At 72.3% G+C, this 17,225-nt stretch carries 16 protein-coding genes; 9 read left to right on the top strand and 7 right to left on the bottom strand.

The window, feature by feature from the left end:
* Positions 1-393: a nitroreductase/quinone reductase family protein gene (locus tag AC07F0_RS01575; protein ID WP_478972805.1), complete on the bottom strand. Its 393-nt coding sequence runs from the start codon at positions 391-393 to the stop codon at positions 1-3.
* A gap of 103 nt (positions 394-496) precedes the next feature.
* Here AC07F0_RS01575 and AC07F0_RS01570 point away from each other — a divergent pair, with 103 nt between their 5' ends.
* Entirely contained in the window at positions 497-1,324 is an 828-nt protein-coding gene (locus AC07F0_RS01570) for an endonuclease/exonuclease/phosphatase family protein (RefSeq protein ID WP_478972802.1), read from the top strand.
* A gap of 9 nt (positions 1,325-1,333) precedes the next feature.
* On the opposite strand, the gene AC07F0_RS01565 is transcribed toward AC07F0_RS01570, so the two are convergent.
* On the bottom strand, positions 1,334-2,848 hold the full coding sequence (locus AC07F0_RS01565) for a CehA/McbA family metallohydrolase (protein ID WP_478972799.1): 1,515 nt from the start codon (positions 2,846-2,848) through the stop codon (positions 1,334-1,336).
* A 216-nt stretch (positions 2,849-3,064) separates the two neighbouring features.
* On the opposite strand from AC07F0_RS01565, the gene AC07F0_RS01560 reads away from it, so the two are divergent.
* From AC07F0_RS01560 to AC07F0_RS01545, 4 genes are all read left to right on the top strand, one after another.
* On the top strand, positions 3,065-3,919 hold the full coding sequence (locus AC07F0_RS01560) for an LLM class F420-dependent oxidoreductase (RefSeq protein WP_478972796.1): 855 nt from the start codon (positions 3,065-3,067) through the stop codon (positions 3,917-3,919).
* A gap of 48 nt (positions 3,920-3,967) precedes the next feature.
* Complete coding sequence (locus AC07F0_RS01555) at positions 3,968-4,174, top strand: hypothetical protein (RefSeq protein ID WP_478972793.1); 207 nt, start codon at positions 3,968-3,970, stop codon at positions 4,172-4,174.
* Positions 4,175-4,218: 44 nt separating this feature from the next.
* The gene (locus tag AC07F0_RS01550; protein ID WP_478972791.1) at positions 4,219-6,804 is read left to right on the top strand and encodes a bifunctional FO biosynthesis protein CofGH; all 2,586 of its coding nucleotides are present in this window, start codon (positions 4,219-4,221) and stop codon (positions 6,802-6,804) included.
* A gap of 73 nt (positions 6,805-6,877) precedes the next feature.
* Positions 6,878-7,336 (top strand): hypothetical protein, encoded by a 459-nt coding sequence (locus AC07F0_RS01545; protein ID WP_478972789.1) that lies wholly within the window; start codon positions 6,878-6,880, stop codon positions 7,334-7,336.
* 54 nt (positions 7,337-7,390) lie between these two features.
* Here AC07F0_RS01545 and AC07F0_RS01540 read toward each other — a convergent pair whose 3' ends face one another.
* Positions 7,391-8,803: a hypothetical protein gene (locus AC07F0_RS01540; protein WP_478972787.1), complete on the bottom strand. Its 1,413-nt coding sequence runs from the start codon at positions 8,801-8,803 to the stop codon at positions 7,391-7,393.
* Between the two features lie 36 nt (positions 8,804-8,839).
* Complete coding sequence (locus AC07F0_RS01535) at positions 8,840-9,292, bottom strand: GtrA family protein (protein ID WP_436728715.1); 453 nt, start codon at positions 9,290-9,292, stop codon at positions 8,840-8,842.
* A 124-nt stretch (positions 9,293-9,416) separates the two neighbouring features.
* On the opposite strand from AC07F0_RS01535, the gene AC07F0_RS01530 reads away from it, so the two are divergent.
* Both AC07F0_RS01530 and AC07F0_RS01525 read left to right on the top strand, forming a co-directional pair.
* Complete coding sequence (locus AC07F0_RS01530) at positions 9,417-10,415, top strand: glycosyltransferase family 2 protein (RefSeq protein WP_478972785.1); 999 nt, start codon at positions 9,417-9,419, stop codon at positions 10,413-10,415.
* Between the two features lie 77 nt (positions 10,416-10,492).
* A complete protein-coding gene (locus AC07F0_RS01525) occupies positions 10,493-11,059 on the top strand; it encodes a hypothetical protein (RefSeq protein ID WP_478972783.1) in 567 nt (188 codons plus the stop codon).
* Between the two features lie 9 nt (positions 11,060-11,068).
* On the opposite strand, the gene AC07F0_RS01520 is transcribed toward AC07F0_RS01525, so the two are convergent.
* Positions 11,069-11,581 carry a DUF2165 domain-containing protein gene (locus AC07F0_RS01520; protein WP_436728712.1) on the bottom strand — a complete coding sequence of 171 codons (513 nt, stop codon included), beginning with the start codon at positions 11,579-11,581 and terminating at the stop codon, positions 11,069-11,071.
* 104 nt (positions 11,582-11,685) lie between these two features.
* Here AC07F0_RS01520 and AC07F0_RS01515 point away from each other — a divergent pair, with 104 nt between their 5' ends.
* The gene (locus AC07F0_RS01515) at positions 11,686-14,172 is read left to right on the top strand and encodes a tetratricopeptide repeat protein (RefSeq protein WP_478972781.1); all 2,487 of its coding nucleotides are present in this window, start codon (positions 11,686-11,688) and stop codon (positions 14,170-14,172) included.
* 50 nt (positions 14,173-14,222) lie between these two features.
* Here the strand turns inward: AC07F0_RS01515 and AC07F0_RS01510 are convergent, their stop codons facing one another.
* Positions 14,223-15,038, bottom strand: a complete 816-nt coding sequence (locus tag AC07F0_RS01510; RefSeq protein ID WP_478972779.1) for an alpha/beta fold hydrolase — start codon at positions 15,036-15,038, stop codon at positions 14,223-14,225.
* Between the two features lie 48 nt (positions 15,039-15,086).
* Positions 15,087-15,752, bottom strand: a complete 666-nt coding sequence (locus AC07F0_RS01505) for a DUF4097 family beta strand repeat-containing protein (protein WP_478972777.1) — start codon at positions 15,750-15,752, stop codon at positions 15,087-15,089.
* A gap of 261 nt (positions 15,753-16,013) precedes the next feature.
* Here AC07F0_RS01505 and AC07F0_RS01500 point away from each other — a divergent pair, with 261 nt between their 5' ends.
* Positions 16,014-17,129, top strand: a complete 1,116-nt coding sequence (locus tag AC07F0_RS01500) for an ADP-ribosylglycohydrolase family protein (protein ID WP_306966081.1) — start codon at positions 16,014-16,016, stop codon at positions 17,127-17,129.
* Positions 17,130-17,225 lie beyond the last annotated feature (96 nt).

The raw sequence follows: 17,225 nt of genomic DNA, 5'->3' as shown, positions 1-17,225 counted from the left end.
TCAGTCCGTCAGATCCACCCGCACCGTCAGCAGATCCGTCCCGAACGCCCGCACCCCCAGCCCGTTGACCCTCGGCAGCCGCCGCAGCCGCGCCACCGGGTCGTCGTCCGGCAGCAGGTGCGCGACCCCCGTGTGCCACCGCCCCCGGATCCGTACCCGCACCCGCGGATCCGCCTTGATGTTGCGCACGTACTGCGACCGTTCGCCGAACTCCGACACCAGCCAGAAGGAGTCGCCGGCGCGGCGGCCGCCCACCGGGGTGCGGCGGGGCAGGCCCGAGACGCGGCCCTTCGTCTCCAGGACGGCCTGGAGGGGAAGGCGCCGCATGAGCGGGTTGACGCGGCGCTGGAAGGACGTGGCGGCGCGGAACCTCAGGTCGGCGAGGCGGGACATCGTCGGGGGTCTCCTTCGCACGAAGCTCTCACGGTTTCTGCAACGGTTCCTGCTTCAATGATCCCTGACGCGGCGGGACGAGAGCGGGTGGCTGCGGATGCGGATGCGGATCGTGACGTGGAACCTGTGGTGGCGCTTCGGGCCCTGGCAGGCGCGGCAGAAGGCGATTCTCACGGCGCTGAGGGAACTGCGCCCGGACGTCGTCGGCCTCCAGGAGGTGTGGGCCGCCGACGGCGAGAACCTCGCCGAGTGGCTGGCCGCCGAGCTGGGCCTGCACTGCGCCTGGGCCCCCTCGCCCGCACCGGAGCGCTGGCGGCGGCGGATCGGGGATCCCACCGTGGACATAGGCAACGCCGTGCTCAGCAGATGGCCGGTCGTGGACCGGGACGTGCTGCCGCTGCCCGCCCCGGCCGACACGGACGACGGCCGGCTGGCCCTCTACGCCCGCCTGGCCGGCCCCGGCTACGAAGTCCCCTTCTTCACCGCCCACTTCGCCTCCGCCCCAGACGCTTCGGCGGTCCGCTGCGACCAGGCCGCCGCGCTCGCCGGTCTCGTCGCCCGGCACCGCGGCGACACCCCCTTCCCGGCCGTCGTCACCGGCGACCTCAACGCCTGGCCCGACTCGGACGAGGTCCGCCTCCTCGGCGGCTACAGGACCGCCCCGGCCGTGCCCGGCCAGGTCCTCCTCGACGCCTGGGAGTACGCCGGTCCGGCCGCCCCCGCCGCCACCTGGGACGCGGCCAACCCGTACGTGGCACCGACCCACGAGCCGAGCGTGCGCATCGACTACATCCACGTGGGCCCGCCCGGCCCCGGCGGACTCGGCCACGTACGGGACGTCCGGCGGGCGTGCCACGGCCCCGTGGACGGGGTGTGGCCCTCCGACCACGCGGCGGTCGTCGCCGACCTGGCGGACACGGACGGGGCCTGAGCTTCCGCGTCAGCCGCCCGCGCGCCCCAGGAAGATCGGGTTCGTGAACGCCGCCAGCGCCCCCGGCACCGGTCCCGCCGCCGCCTCGTGCCGCAGTTCCGCCCGTACGTACGCCGCGTACGAGGGCGTCGTCCGCCACTCGACGGCACCCGAGCCGGACACCGCCAGCGGAGCGCTGGTGTGCAGCACGCCCTGGTCGGTGACGAAGCGGACCGTGCAACGCGGGGCGCCCGTGACCTCCAGGCGGACGGTGACAGGGGTGTCGCGGTCCACCCGCAACCGCTCGCCGATGCCCGCGTGTTCCCCGCGCCCGCCGGACGCCCGGAACGACAGCTCGACCCTGGCGGACTCGGCGACGTACGACCGTCCCGCCCGGATGCCCTCCTGTATGGCCTGCCGGGTCAGGTCGTCGGCCAGGACGACCGTCTGGGGGTGCCCGACGGCGTCCGGGTCGCGGTGGGCGTCGCTGCTGCCCATCGCCGGGATCCAGTCGCGCCCGTCCCGTACGGACGCCACCAGCATGCTGTCCCAGTCGGCGAGGGTCACCTCGTCGTCGGGCGTGTAGGGGCCGTTCCACACCTCCACCGCGTCCGCCTCGCCGAAGCCGAACTTCCAGTTGCAGCCGACGCACGTGGCGTGCGGGTGGGCCGGGACGACCAGGCCTCCGGCGCTGCGGATCCGGCGGGCGAAACGGCCGAAGCGGTTGTCGCGGGCCCGGTAGCGCCAGTCGATGAAGGTGCCTGGGTCGGTGCCGAGCGCGACGACGTGGCCGTTCCTCGTCGTGACCTCCTCGCCCAGCATGACCAGCAGGTCGTCCCCGGCCACGTCCGACCAATGGGCGTGCGCCGAGTGGGTGTTGTGTTCCGAGGAGTTGATGAAGTCCAGGCCCGCCGCCCGCGCCAGCGCCCCGATCTCGGCCGGGGTGCGGCGGCCGTCGGAGTACCACGAGTGCAGGTGGCAGTCGCCCCGGTACCAGGCACGGCCCCGGCCCCTGGCCCGGTCCGGCGGGTACACCGGCCGGACGGCCTCGCCCGGCTCCCCGTACGTCAGCGTGATCGTGATCTCGTACGACAGGCCCTGCGGGGCGACCGTGTACGGGCCGAGCGCGATGTGCCAGGTCCCCTCGCGCACCGGGCCCGGGAGGTAGCCGGGCGTCGCCTCGTCCGCGCGGATGAAGAACTCCGTGCGCGCCCCGCCCGACCAGCCCCTGAAGCCCCGGCCGCCGAGCTCGGTGCCGCGGTCGTCGAAGATGCCGATGTCGAGGGCGTTGCCGGTCGTGCCGGCCGGGACGGGCGGGCGGTCGTAGGTGTAGGCGACCTTGAGCTCCCGGACACCGGCCGGGACCTCGACGGGCACGTACACGAAGTCCGGGGAGCCGGGCGGCAGGGTGCCGCGCACCGTTCTGCTCTCCTGCTCCCCGTCGGCCGCTGCGGCGAAGCTCACGCTTCCCAAGGTAAGCGCGGCGGCCGCTCCCGTCGCGAACAGAGCGCGCCGGCCGAGCCCGCCGTGGTGGTCCTCGCACATGCTGCTGCTCCCAATGTGTCGTCGGTGACATGACATGGGTGGTGCAGTGGTGGTGCGTGCAACCTTTGTATTCAGCCGTGAACCGGCGTGTAAGGGAAGGGAATCCGACGGCGGGAAACAGCCGAACAGGCCGCGTGGACGGGGCGGACTGAGGACGACCGAGAGTGCCGACCGGTCGGTATGGACAGTCGATTCCCTCCCGGGTATGGATAGGCCATGCGCATCGCCGTGACGATCTTCCTCACCGACGAGACGATCACCCCGACCCGGCTCGCACGCGAGCTGGAGGACCGTGGTTTCGCCGGTCTGTATCTGCCCGAGCACACGCACATCCCCGTCGAGCGGACCACCCCCTACCCGGCGGGCGGCGAGCTGCCGCGCGAGTACGGCCGTACGCTCGACCCGTTCGTGGCGCTCGGCCAGGCCGCCGCCGTCACCGAGCGGCTCGGGCTCGGCACGGGCATCACGCTCGTCGCCCAGCACGACCCGATCGACCTGGCCAAGCAGATCGCGACCGTCGACCACCTGTCCGGCGGCCGGTTCACGCTCGGGGTCGGTTTCGGCTGGAACGTCGAGGAGGCCGCCGACCACGGCGTACGGTGGCGCACCCGGCGCGAGCTGGTCCGGGACCGGATGGCGCTGATGCGGGCGCTGTGGTCACAGGAACCGGTCGCGTACGAAGGGGAGTTCGGCGGCGTCCGGGCCAGCGACGCGTACCCCAAACCGGTCCGGAAACCGCGCGGCCCGGTCGTCGGCCCGCGCACGCTCCTCGGCGGGGCGGCGGGGCCGAAGCTGTTCGCCCACATCTGCGAGTACGCCGACGGCTGGCTGCCCATCGGCGGGCGTGGCCTTGCCGAGTCCCTGCCGCTGCTGCGTACCGCGTGGACCGACGCGGGCCGCGACCCCGGGGCCCTGCAGATCGTGCCGTACGCCGTCCACCCCACCCCGGGCAAGCTCGCGCACTACGCGGAGCTGGGCATCGAGGAGGTCGTGGCGCAACTGCCGCCGGCGGGGGAGGCGGAGGTGCTGAAGGCACTCGACGGGCTCACGCGATATCTTCCAGGTACCTGACAACTCGCTGCACAACTCGGTCCGGGCAGAGGGGGAGAGCACGGCGCCATGAGGCTTGCCTGGTTAGCGTGGCTCGCGCGGCATTTCACCGAATACGGCTACAGCCAGGGGCTGTTGCGCGCCTCGATCGGCACATCGGCCGTACTGGTGACCGCCGCGCTGGTCTGGTTCGCCCTGCACCGCAACAGGCCCCTCGCCGTGGCCCTCAGCGGTCTCGTGTCCGCCCTGGGCATCGGGTGGCTGGCCTTCCACTGACCGGGCTCCGGCCGAGCTGATCAGCGCGATCGTATGCTCGAAGGATGACGACTTCCGCGACCTCCGGAACCGGCCCCACCGAGAACTCCATGCGTCGCGCCCTGAAACGGGCCAGGGACGGCGTCTCCCTCGACGTCGCCGAGGCGGCCGTCCTGCTCCAGGCCCGGGGTGCGCACCTGGAGGACCTGGCGGCCTCGGCGGCCCGGGTGCGGGACGCGGGCCTGGAGGCAGCCGGCCGGCCCGGCGTCATCACGTACTCCAAGAGCGTCTTCATCCCGCTGACCCGGCTGTGCCGGGACAAGTGCCACTACTGCACGTTCGTCACCGTCCCCGGCAAGCTGCGCCGGGAGGGCCACGGGATGTTCATGTCCCCCGACGAGGTGTTGGACATCGCCCGCAAGGGCGCCGCCCTGGGCTGCAAGGAAGCCCTCATCACCCTCGGCGACAAGCCCGAGGACCGCTGGCCCGAGGCGCGCGAGTGGCTCGACGCGCACGGCTACGACGACACCATCGCCTACGTCCGCGCCATCTCCATCCGCATCCTGGAGGAGACGGGACTCCTCCCGCACCTGAACCCGGGCGTCATGTCCTGGACCGACTTCCAGCGGCTGAAGCCCGTCGCGCCCAGCATGGGCATGATGCTGGAGACGACCGCGACCCGGCTCTGGTCCGAGCCGGGCGGCCCCCACTACGGTTCGCCCGACAAGGAACCGGCTGTCCGCCTGCGCGTCCTGGAGGACGCGGGCCGCTCCTCCGTCCCCTTCACCTCCGGGCTGCTCATAGGCATCGGCGAGACCTATGAGGAGCGCGCCGAGTCCCTGTTCGCGCTGCGCAAGGTCTCCCGGGCGTACCACGGCGTCCAGGAGCTGATCATCCAGAACTTCCGCGCCAAGCCGGACACCGCGATGCGCGGCATGCCCGACGCGGAACTGGACGAACTGGTCGCCACGGTGGCCGTCGCCCGCCTCCTCATGGGCCCCTCGGGCTGCATCCAGGCCCCGCCCAACCTCGTCGACGACGAGTACGAGCGGCTGATCGGCGCCGGCATCGACGACTGGGGCGGGGTGTCCCCGCTGACCATCGACCACGTCAATCCCGAGCGGCCCTGGCCGCAGATCGAGCAGCTCGCCGAGAAGTCCCGGGCCGCCGGGTTCGAACTGCGGGAACGCCTCTGTGTGTACCCGGAGTTCGTGCGGCGCGGCGAGCCGTGGCTGGACCCGCGGCTGCGCCCGCACGTGGCGGCGCTGGCCGACCCGGAGACCGGCCTGGCCCGCCCGGAGGCCCTCCCCGAGGGCCTGCCCTGGCAGGAGCCGGAGGAGGTCTTCGTCGCGTCCGGCCGCACGGACCTGCACTCCTCGATCGACAGCGAGGGCCGTACCTCCGACCGCCGGGACGACTTCGACGAGGTGTACGGCGACTGGGGAGCCCTGCGCGAGGCGGCCGCACCGGGCATGGCACCGGAGCGCATCGACACCGACGTACGGCAGGCCCTGCGCACGGCGGCCGACGATCCCACGAAGCTCACCGACGACGAGGCGCTGGCCCTGCTGCACGCGGACGGCCCGGCCCTGGACGCCCTCGCGCGGGTCGCCGACGACGTACGGAAGTCGGCCGTCGGTGACGACGTCACCTACATCGTCACCCGCAACATCAACTTCACCAACGTCTGTTACACGGGCTGCCGGTTCTGCGCCTTCGCCCAGCGCCGCACCGACGCCGACGCCTACACCCTGTCCCTGGACCAGGTCGCCGACCGGGCCCAGCAGGCCTGGGACGTCGGCGCGGTGGAGGTGTGCATGCAGGGCGGCATCCATCCGGACCTGCCCGGCACGGCCTACTTCGACATCGCGCGGGCGGTGAAGGAACGCGTGCCGGGCATGCATGTGCACGCCTTCTCACCGATGGAGGTCGTCAACGGCGCGACCCGCACCGGTATGTCCGTCCGGGAGTGGCTGACGGCGGCCAAGGAGGCCGGCCTGGACACCATCCCGGGCACGGCCGCCGAGATCCTCGACGACGAGGTCCGCTGGATCCTGACCAAGGGCAAGCTGCCCGCGGCGGACTGGATCGACGTCGTGACGACGGCCCACGAGCTGGGCATCCGGTCGTCCTCGACGATGATGTACGGGCACGTCGACCAGCCCCGCCACTGGCTCGGGCACCTGCGCACCCTCGCGTCCATCCAGCAGCGCACCGGCGGCTTCACCGAGTTCGTGACGCTGCCGTTCGTGCACACGAACGCGCCCGTGTACCTGGCGGGCATCGCCCGCCCCGGCCCGACCATGCGGGACAACCGCGCGGTCACGGCCATGGCCCGGCTGCTGCTGCACCCGTACATCCCCAACATCCAGACCAGCTGGGTGAAGCTGGGCACCGAGGGCGCGGCCGAGATGCTCCGCTCCGGCGCCAACGACCTCGGCGGCACGCTCATGGAGGAGACCATCTCCCGCATGGCCGGCTCCTCCTACGGCTCGTACAAGTCGGTCAAGGACCTCATCGCGGTGGCCGACGCCGCGGGCCGCCCGGCGAAACCCCGGAACACCCTGTACGGGGAGGTCCCGCAGGAGCGGCAGCGGGCGGCGCAGGCATCGGACGGCCACCTGCCGGAACTCCTGCCGGTACTGGACTGAGCCACCGGCCGGGAGCCTCCATGACCGAGTCAAGCGAGCCCCTCGCACCGGACGACGACGAGGAGTGGGTGATGTGGCCAGCCTGATCAGGCGCCAGGAGTATCCGGTGAATGTGGACTACAACGGGTGGGCCTTGCAGGACTTCGACGACACGCAGGTTCCTGTGCTGTTCCCCGAGGATTTCGAGAGCGGCACGTTCCTCACTGCTCACCCTGGGCGCCTTGATTTCTACAGTGCCGGGCACACCCACACCGCGTCCCTGACGGTGGAGACCTGGGACGGGAAGCCGGCCGTGCCTGCCGGAGAGTGGGACGAGATGGCCCTGGCCGGCATCTTTTGCTCTTCGGGCAAGCTGCGCGCCAGGGGGGTGGCGACAGGACCGATGCCAGAGACGATCGAGTTGTCGGACGGTCCGGGCGCCTGGACGGTGCGAGTGGTGTGCACCGGCCGCGAGGCGGCATCTGCGCAGACCCGGCACGGTGTGGTGCACGGAGTCGAGCGCTACGTCGCACAGTTCTGGCCGAACTCCTAGATTGCTGGGGGCGGCTCGCAAACCCTCCCGGGCCGCCCAACAACTTACGGAGCCCTACTGACCTCCGGCGTCCGCCGGATGGTGTGGCGTCATGGCACGGTCGGGCGCGGTGCCGGGGCTCTTCGGTGGTGGGAGAGCCGTGTCCCGGCCCAGCCAGAGCAGGAGCAGGCCGAGCGTGCAGGCGATCGCCGGCCAGTAGACGTAGCGGAAGTCCGTCGCGGGCATGATCGGCAGATAGCCGAGGATGTAGGCCGCCGAGCTGATGCCCAGCGCCCGGGCCGGCATCGAGAACCGACCCCTGCCCGGGCGGATGGCCAGCACCAGCGCGACGGCGAGCCAGAACCACCCGCGGAACAACCACCGCACGTCCGTCACCATGCCGTTGACGTACGTGCCGAGCATGTCCTCCAGCCGGGGGTGCGCCACCTCGATGCCCAGATCGTTGCGGCTGATCCCCGCTTTGTACGGATCGTCGGTCTCGAACAGCAGAGTCGTGAAGAGCCGCAGCCGGTACTGGAGATAGTCCGGCACATGCCCGCTCATCTCGCGCAGCCACAGGGACGTGATCTCCCCCGAGTCCCCGCGCAGCCCGTCCGCGGGGCGTTCGTAGCAGGCCCAGTAGGCGTCCGACAGGGCCCCGGCGCGCTCGCACTCCTGCGCGGCGGCCACGAGCCGGTCCCTGAGACCGGGGGGCACGTCCGCCGTCCGGAGCTCGTCCACCTTCAGCACGTGGACCAGGTCGTCGAGCATGATCTGTGCTTCCTGTTTCGTCCCGAGGGGCCGCGCGAACAGGGAGATGGCGGCGGTCGGCACGACCAGGGCGGCCACGAGCGCCGCCGTGCACGTCAGCCACGTACGGCGTCCGGGAGCGCGCCACAGGGCGAGGACCAGCATGACGAAGACGGGGAGCGCGGCGAAGAAGGCGTTCTTGCGCACCAGCATGGCGTACGCGAGGAACAGCACGCCCAGCCCGAGCAGCCCCCACCGCACGGCGGGACGAGGAGGCCGGTGGTCCCGCAGCCGCAGCCCGGTGAGCGCGACCGCGCACGCGGCGAGCAGTGCGACCGCCACGTGGACGTCCTTCCACACCACCCCGACGAACGTCAGCACGAAGGGAGCCAGACCGAGGCCGAGCACGGCGAGCGAACCGCCGCGGCTCGCGGTCAGCTCCCAGACGCACCAGGCCAGCACCCAGAGCGCTCCCCAGAAGAGAACGGCCTGGAGGACGAGCATGGACGCGATCGAGCCGGTCACCGCGATGAGCGCACGCCACACCAGGCTCAGCACGGGCGGGTGCCAGTCGGTCAGGGGCGTCTTCCCCTCGGCCTGCCGGAGCTGGTCGAGGCTGTCGGGACTCAGGTAGCCGGGGGCGAACACGAGGATCGTGCCCAGGCAGCAGACCACGGTGACGGCGGCCAGCCCCCAGACCCAGCGCCGCGCACGCGGCAACCACGGCATTTGTCCCATATGTCGGATGCTAGCGGGTCGCCGGTTGCCCACGGCTCAGGGTGCGACGAAGACGTAGCGCCGGTAGGCGTAGAAGCGGAACAGCGTCGCGAGCACCCAGCCGAGGATGCGGGCGGTGTTGTCGCTGAGCGCCGAGTCGAGCCCGAGCAGGTGCCGGGACGCGAAGACCGTGCCCGCGGTGATGGCGAGTCCGACGCCGTTCGCGACGAGGAACAGGCCCAGTTCGCGGGAGACCTGCTCGCGGTGCTGGTGGCGGTAGGTCCAGTAGCGGTTCCCGGCCCAGCTGAAGAGCGCGGCGGCACCCGTCGCGACGACGGACGCCTGGACGGGAGAGCCCCCCATCGGCCCGCCCCGAGCGCCGCCGGGCAGACCGAAGACCAGCAGGTTGTAGCCGCCGTTGTCCACGACGAAGGCCAGCGCCCCGACGACGGAGAACTTCGCGGCCTCACGCCAGATACCCCGGACGGCATCACGGACGGAACGTGTCACAGAGGCGAGAACCGGCACAAAGCGAGGGTAGCCACCCGGCGCGCCCCCGCCTCATGGGCACGCGCATATCGCATGATTTCCCCACATACGAATATCCGACACCGGCTCAGATGAGGAGTGGGGAGTGGTCGTGGAACCGACGATCGCGTGTGTCGTGCCGTGCCACAACGAGGAGGCGGCCGTCGGCAAGGTGGTCCGCGACCTGCGCGCGGCCCTCCCCGAGGCCGTCGTCTACGTCTACGACAACGCCTCCACCGACCGCACCGTGGAGGTCGCCCGCGCGGCGGGCGCGATCGTCCGGCAGGAGCCCCGCAAGGGCAAGGGCAACGTCATCCGCCGCGCCTTCGCCGACGTCGACGCCGACGCCCTGCTCATCATCGACGGCGACGACACCTACGACGCCTCGCGCGCCCGGCACATGGTGGACCTGCTCTTCGAAGGGCCCTACGACCAGGTCGTCGGCGCCCGCCGGGTGACCGACGACGGCGCCTACCGGACCGGACACGCGGTCGGCAACAAGGTGCTCACCGGGGCCGTGCGGTCCCTGTTCGGCAACGACGTGACCGACATGCTCAGCGGCTACCGGGTCTTCTCCCGCCGCTTCGTGAAGTCCTTCCCGGCGCTGGCCCGGGAGTTCGAGACCGAGACCGAGATGACGATCCACGCCCTCCACCTGCGCCTTCCCACGGCGGAGGTGGTCGTGAACTACCGGGTCCGGCCCGCCGGCGGCGAGAGCAAGCTGCGCACCTACCGGGACGGCTGGCGCATCCTGCGGGTCATCCTCGACCTGGCCCGCCGGGAGCGCCCCTCCCTCGTCCACACCGTGATCGCCGGCCTCCTGGCCCTGATCTCGGTCGTCCTCGGCATCCCCGTCATCGCCGACTTCGTCCGCACGGGCACGGTGCCCCGTGTCCCCACGGCGATCCTCGCCGCCGCGATCATGACCATCGCCGCGCTCGTCCTGCTCGTGGGCTACATCCTCGAGTCCCTCACGCACATGCGGCAGGAGCAGACCCGGCTCGTGCACCTCTCCTACCCGGCCCCCGTCCGCACCCCGCTCTACACCGCCCACGGCGCCGGCACCGGTCCCGTCCCGGTCCGGAAGACCGTCGACGGACCCTGAGCCGCCTGGGGAGCGACAGGCGCGCAGTACGATGATCGGAACCCCTGTTCTGCGGGGTCCCGTGACTGAGGAGATGCGTGCCCGTGCCTGCCCGACTTCCTTCGTGGGCCTGGGTGACCGGGCTGACCGTGGGAGCGATAGCCGCGGTGACGGTCCTGGCCGTGCAGGCGGACCAGGGCCCCCACCCCGCCGCCACCTCGGCCAAGCCGAGCGCCTCGGTGTCGGCGGGTGCGCAGCCCACCCCCACCGCGTCCGCTCCGGCCCGGGTCCCCGACGGCTCCGGCACCGGCCGGCGCATCGTCTACTCCCTCGGCGAGAAGCGGGTGTGGCTGGTCGACGCGAGCGAGGCGACCCGCCGTACGTTCGCCGTGTGGCCGGGCACGGTCAGCCCCGACCCCGGCACGTACACGGTGTCCTCCCGCAACGAGGCCACGACCGGTTCCGACGGCGTCCGGATCGAGCACATCATGTACTTCGCCGCGAAGTCCGGCGTCTCCGTCGCCTTCTCCAACGCGGTCGACGGCGCCTCGCCGCCGCCCGCCGACTCCGGTGCCAAGACGGGCGGGGTCAGGATGCGGAAGGCGGACGGCACGGCACTGTGGGCCTTCGGCACGGTCGGCACGACCGTGACCGTGGTCAAGTAGAGCCCGACGTCAGGCAGCCGGCTCCGACTGCCTGGACGGCAGGTGGTTGACGATCAGGACGAGCCCGCTGAACAGGAACACCCGGGTCGCCGCGTCCAGCCCGTTCCAGCTCTTCGACTGCCACATCGAGAACCACTCACCGCCGATCGCGATGAACCCGCCCCCGAACAGCAGCAGCACCATCAGCAGCCCGTAGGTGGACATCCGCCGCGCCTGCTGCTGGTCACGTCTGGCCCACAGCCAGGTGCCGTATATGAGGACGAGCGCGGCGACGGTCTCCCAGACGATGATCAGGACGTAGGCGGTGTCCTGAAGTCCCGTACTGGTGACGGCCCGCCACATCAGGTCCTCGTCCTTGAACGTGGTGTCCATGGCGAGAACATGGCGGACGAACTGTTGGTTGGTGCCGAAGTCGGTGATGTTCCCGAACGCGACCAGCGCCATGTAGAGCGCGACGGAGGCGGTGAGCAGGGCGGCGGCCAGAGGCAGCGCGCCGCGGCGTGAAGTGGAGGAGGTGGCCATGGCGATCATTCTTCCCGAGCGGCGGTGGCCGACGCGACACAATGACGGCGGAAGCCGGACGGGCGAGGCGAGGGGACGAACGGATGGCGCAGGCCAGGCCTTCGATGCAGGATCTGATACGGCAGCGGACCCGCGCCGGCTTCGTCGGCCGGGCCGCTGAACGGGCCCTGTTCCGCGCGAACTTCGGCACCCCTCCGCACGACGAACGCCACCGCTTTCGCTTCCACGTCCACGGCAACGCGGGCGTCGGAAAGACCTTCCTCCTGAGGGAGTTGGAGCAGATCGCCCGCGAACAGGGCGCGCTGACCGCGTACGTGGACGACAGCGCCGGCAGCGTGCCGGAGGTGATGGCGGAGATCAGCCGCCAGTTCACCGCGCAGGGACGCCGGTTGAAAGAACTCGACCGCATGCTCGCCACCCACGACGAACGCAGACACGAGGCGGAACTGGCCGCGCTCGCCGCACTGGACGCACAGGCGGAGGACGCGGGCCCCTCGGTGGGCGGCAGGATCGTGGCCCGGGCCGGGACGGTCGCGCTGGGGATGGTCCCGGTGGTCGGCCCCCTCGCGGGCATGCTCGACTCCGAGGAACTCGCGGGCGGAGTGGACCGGTTCCGGGAGAGCGTGCTGGCCCGCTTCCGCGACCACGAGGACGTGCGGCTGGTCCTCGCCCCGGAGCAGGTGCTCACACCGGTGCTCCTGCGCGAACTCACGGATGCCGCCGCCTCGGCTCCCTGGGTCGCCCTCTTCCTCGACACGTACGAGCGGACGGCCCCCTATCTGGACCACTGGCTGCACCAGACGATGGTCACCGACCGCTATGGCGCCATGCCGGCCACGACCGTCGTGGTCACGGCGGGCCAACGCCCCCTGGACACGGCCCTCTGGGGCGGCCTGACGGACTTCGTGACGGACGTCGCGCTGTCCCCCTTCACCGAGACGGAGGCACGCGGCCTGCTCGCCGGCAAGGGCGTCACCGCCGAACCGGTCGTCGAGGAGGTGCTGCGCCTGACCGGCGGCCTCCCCGTCCTGGTCTCCACCCTCGCCGAATCCCGCCCCACCGACCCGGACGACGTGGGAGACCCGAGCGCCACGGCGGTGGAACGCTTCCTGCGGTGGGAGCGGGACCCGGCACGCCGAGCGGCCGCACTGGCCTGCGCACTGCCCAGATGGCTGGACGCGGACGTGTTCCGGGCGGTCACCGACTGCCCTCAGGAGCAACTGGAGCCGCTCTACGCGTGGTTGCGGAGCATGCCGTTCGTCGTCGAGCGCGGCGCAGGACGCCTGCGCTACCACGACGTCGTACGGGCACCGATGCTGCGCGCGCAGCGCAGCCGGTCGCCGCGCGGGTGGGCCGAACGGCAGCGGCACCTGGCGGGGACGTTCGGCGGCTGGCGGGAGGAGACCGAGGCCGGCGGGGCTGAGCCGTGGGCCGACGAGACGTGGCGGAACCTGCGCCTGGCCGAGGTGTACCACCTCCTCTGCGCCGGTGAGCGGGACGCGCTGGCGCAGGCGCTGCGGGACTTCGTCCACGCCTGCGACGCCGGTGCGGGCGTGGCCGCGCAGTGGGCGCGTGTGCTGGTGGACGCCGGACAGGACGCGGACACGGCGGCGGTGGCCGAGTGGGGCACCGAACTGACGGCGGCCCTCGACGCGGAGGGCATCCTCACCGCACTCGGCCTGCTCCTGCGCCGCGCGGTGCTCGACGTGCCCACTCAGGCCCGGGCCCGGGTCGTACGGGGTGACGAGCTGCGCGGCCGGGCCGCGTTCCCGCAGGCCCTCGCCGAGTACGACCGGGCCGTCGCCCTGGATCCGGAACTGGCCGTCGCCTACCGTCAGCGGGCCGGGATCCGCAGGGAGCTGGGCGACGACGACGCCGCGATCGCCGACCTGGACCGGGCCGTCGCGCTGGAGCCGCACAACTCCTGGTACGTCGCCCTGCGCGGCGAACACCACCGGCTCGCCCGGCACCACGCCGAGGCCGTCCGGGACCTGAGCGAAGCGATCCGCCTCGATACGGCCAACGAGTTCGCCTGGGCCTCCCGGGGAGCCACGCACGAGCGCCACGGAGACCTGGACGCCGCCCTCCGCGACCTGGGCCGTGCCCTGGACCTCAAGCCGGACTACGCCTGGGCGCTCGCCCGCCGCGCCCGGGTCTGGCGCGCGCTGGCCGACCCCCGACGCCAGCTGGCCGACCTCGACCACGCCCTCGCCCTGAACCCCGACTGGCCCTGGGCCCGCTGCGAACGCGGTGACGCGCTGCGCGCCCAGGGCCGCGACGAGGAGGCTGTCGCCGACTTCGACCGTGCGCTGTCCCTTGACCCCGCCTACGCCTCGGCCTACGCGAGCCGGGGCGCCTCCCACACCAACCTCGGCCGCCACGCGGAGGCCCTCGCCGACCTGGACCGGGCGGTGGAACTCCGGCCGGGGTACGTCTGGGCGTTGTGCCGCCGTGCGGTCCTGCACGCGCTCATGGGGCGGTTCGAGGAGGCCCGGGCCGATGTGGAAACGGTCCGAGAACTGGACTCCGGTGCGCTGGAGCGCCTTTCGGACACCGACCGTGGGGTGCTGGGACCGGTCCTCGCCGGCTGAACGGCCTGCGAAGGAGGTGCCCCCTGGGGCCGGAATCCGGACGGCGGTCCTCAGCGCCCTCCGCCGTCGAGGGCGGCGACCTCGCGGGTGGCATCGGCGATGGCCCGGAAGTCCTTCTTGAGGATCGCGCCGTGATTGCTGGCGACCTTCGCGGCGATCCGGATGTTCGGGTTCTGGGCCGTCACCGCGTCGAGGCCGGTACGGATCCGTTCCTGCTCGTCCCCGCGGCTGCCGAAGGACGTCCCCGAGGCGACCACGTACCGCACCGGGACGGTGATGCCGCCCAGCACGGGCCCCAGCTCCCGCTCCCGCGACAGCCTGCCGAGCTCGATGTTGCTCTCGGCCTGCTGCTCGGCCGTCATCCGCGGGGCCAGGCCCGTCGGACGCAGCAGCGGCATGAACCAGCCCAGCCGCCGGAACAGCTTCCGGATCCGCTGCTCCATGGCCTCGTCCAGCCAGTCGTACGGGAACGCGCCGTCGACCAGGACCGCCCCCACGGCACGCTCCGGATTCCGGTCGGCCCAGTGCGCCGCGACGACCGCCCCGTAGGACCAGCCGACCACCAGCGCCCGCTCCACACCCCGGGCCGCGAGAACGGCATCGACATCCCGGACGGCGGCCCCGAAGGAGTAGTCCGCCGACCGCTTCGACCTGCCGCGGGCCCGCTCGTCGTAGGTGATGTGCCGCCACCCCGCCCCCAGTTCGGCGATGACCCGCCGCCAGTACCCCTGGGTGGCGAACTGGCCGTTGAGGTAGACCACCGGGATCCCGGCCCCGCCGGTGTCGGTGACGGCCAGGGCCGTGTCGTCGACCGGCACCATGCCGGTCCATGTCGAACCGGTCGCGGACGTGCTGTTCTTCGTCATGTCTCCCCCTGGTGATGGGCTCGGCCGGACAGTTCTGGCGCTGTTCGTTCAGAGGCTGCGGGCGGTGATGTCGCCGTGCGAGGTGGTGGCGCGGATGTCGAGTCCGGCGGTGCCGTCGTTCTTGAGGGCGTTGCTGACACGGCCGTAGCCGGTGTCCGCGTCCAGGGCGGCCGAGACGCCGGCGGCGGCCACGACCGAGATGTCACCGGACTGCGTGCGGAGCACGACCGTGCCGCCCACGGCCTCGGCGATCCGGATGTCGCCCCGCGCGGTGCTGATCTCCGCGGGGCCGCCCAGCCGGCCGACCTCGACGTCGCCGTCGCTCGCGGTGAGCCGGACGCTCTGCGCCTCGTCGATCTTGATCCGGCGGTACGCGCCCTCGAAGACGATGTCGCCGAGCCGCCCGACGCCACGCAGCTCGGCGCTGTCGGCCCTGGCCTCGACGCGGGAGCCCGCGGGCAGCCGGACCGTGACCTCCACGGCTCCGGAGGGGCCGAGGAGCCGGCCGGCGGCGGCCGAGGCCCTGATCCGCAGGACACCGTCGGCGTAGGTGACGGCGGTCTGCTCGGCGGCCTTGCTGTCGCGGCTCTTGGCGGGGTCGGCGGGCAGAACCTCGACGGTGGTGTCGGCGCGGTCCGCGGCGATGAACTGGACACGTCCGGCGGGGATGTCGAGGACCGCGGTGACCGGGGCGGGAGTGTCGAACTTCGGCATTGTGCTCTCCTCTGACTCGTCGTTTCGAACGATGGAAAAGCTACGTTGCGTTCGTGGATGCGGCAACAGCTTCATGGTGAGTAGACACGGAATATGCAAGTCAGAGCGGCAGAATCGTTGCAACGGCTTGGAAATCAAAGCAACAACCCGCGAGTGCTCGTTGCAATGAATGGAAAGTGAACGCACTGCGGGCGGCCCGTCGGCCCCGTTCGATTACAGTGCTGAGCTGTCGTACGTATGGACGGTCCCTGGGAGGTCAAGGTGGGTGCGACTGCCGGTGCCGTCTGGGGGCGTACGGAGCAGCAGGACTTTCGCAGCCGGGTGCGCGGCACGCTGCTCGGGCTGGCCGTCGGGGACGCGTTGGGCGCGCCCGTGGACGGGCTGGGGATCGACGGGATCAGGGAGGCGTACGGGGCGGAGGGGCTGGTCGATCTGGCTCCCGCCTATGGCAGACGCGGCGCCGTCACCCATCTCACCCAGCTCACCCTCTTTTCCGTCGACGGGCTGATCCGCGCCCAGGTGCGGCGGGACACCGGCGCCTGGCATCCGCCCACCGACCTGCACCGGGCCTATCTGCGCTGGGCCGCCACCCAGCGCGACTGGGGGCCCGACCTGCGGCGCAAGGACGACGGGTGGCTGGCGCGGGAGGAGTGGCTGTACGCGCGCAGGGACCCGAGCAAGGCGCTGCTCCTCGGGCTCGCCGACGCGACCATGGGGACCCCCGAGGCGCCCAAGAACCCCGGTGAGCTCGGGCCCGAGGCCGCCGCCCGGTCCGCCCCGTTCGGGCTGCTCGTGGGCTGGGAGCCGCAGCTCGTCGTCCAGCTCGCGGTGGAGTGCGCGGCGCAGACCCACGGCCACCCCACGGCGTATCTCGCGGCGGGCGCGTACGCCGTGATCGTGCACGCGCTCGCCCTCGGGGAGAGTCTCGACGGCGCCGTGCAGCGGGGCTTCGCGCTGCTGGCCGCCCGGCCCGGACACCAGCCCGTGTCGGACGCGCTCCAGCACGCGCTGGGTGCCGTACGGCAGGGGCTGCCCGGGCCGGAGCGCGTGGCGGAGCTGTGCGGGGCCGGGACGGCGGAGAGCCTCGTCGGTGCCGCCGTGTACTGCGCCCTCGTCGCCGCCGACGTCCGGCACGGACTGACCCTCGCCGTCAACCACGACGGCCCCTCCGCCGCCACCGGCGCACTGACGGGCGCGCTGCTCGGGGCCCTGCACGGCGAGACGGCCCTCCCCCCGGCCTGGCTGGCCGAGCTGGAGGGCCGTCCCACGATGCTGGAGCTGGCCGACGACTTCGCCATGGAGATGACCCAGGGCCCGGCCCTGCACAGCCCGGCGGGCGCCTCCCCGGGATGGCTGGCGCGCTACCCCCGGGCGTGAACCCGTGCCCCCCGGGGCGTGAACTGGCGCTACCTCCGGGCGTGAACCCGTGCCCCCCGGGGCGTGAACCCGCGCCCCCCGGGCGTGAACCCGCGC

The organism is Streptomyces sp. NPDC045955 (genome assembly GCF_056430805.1).
The sequence above is the reverse complement of the archived record's forward strand: the minus strand, read 5'-3'. Positions and strand labels throughout refer to the sequence as shown.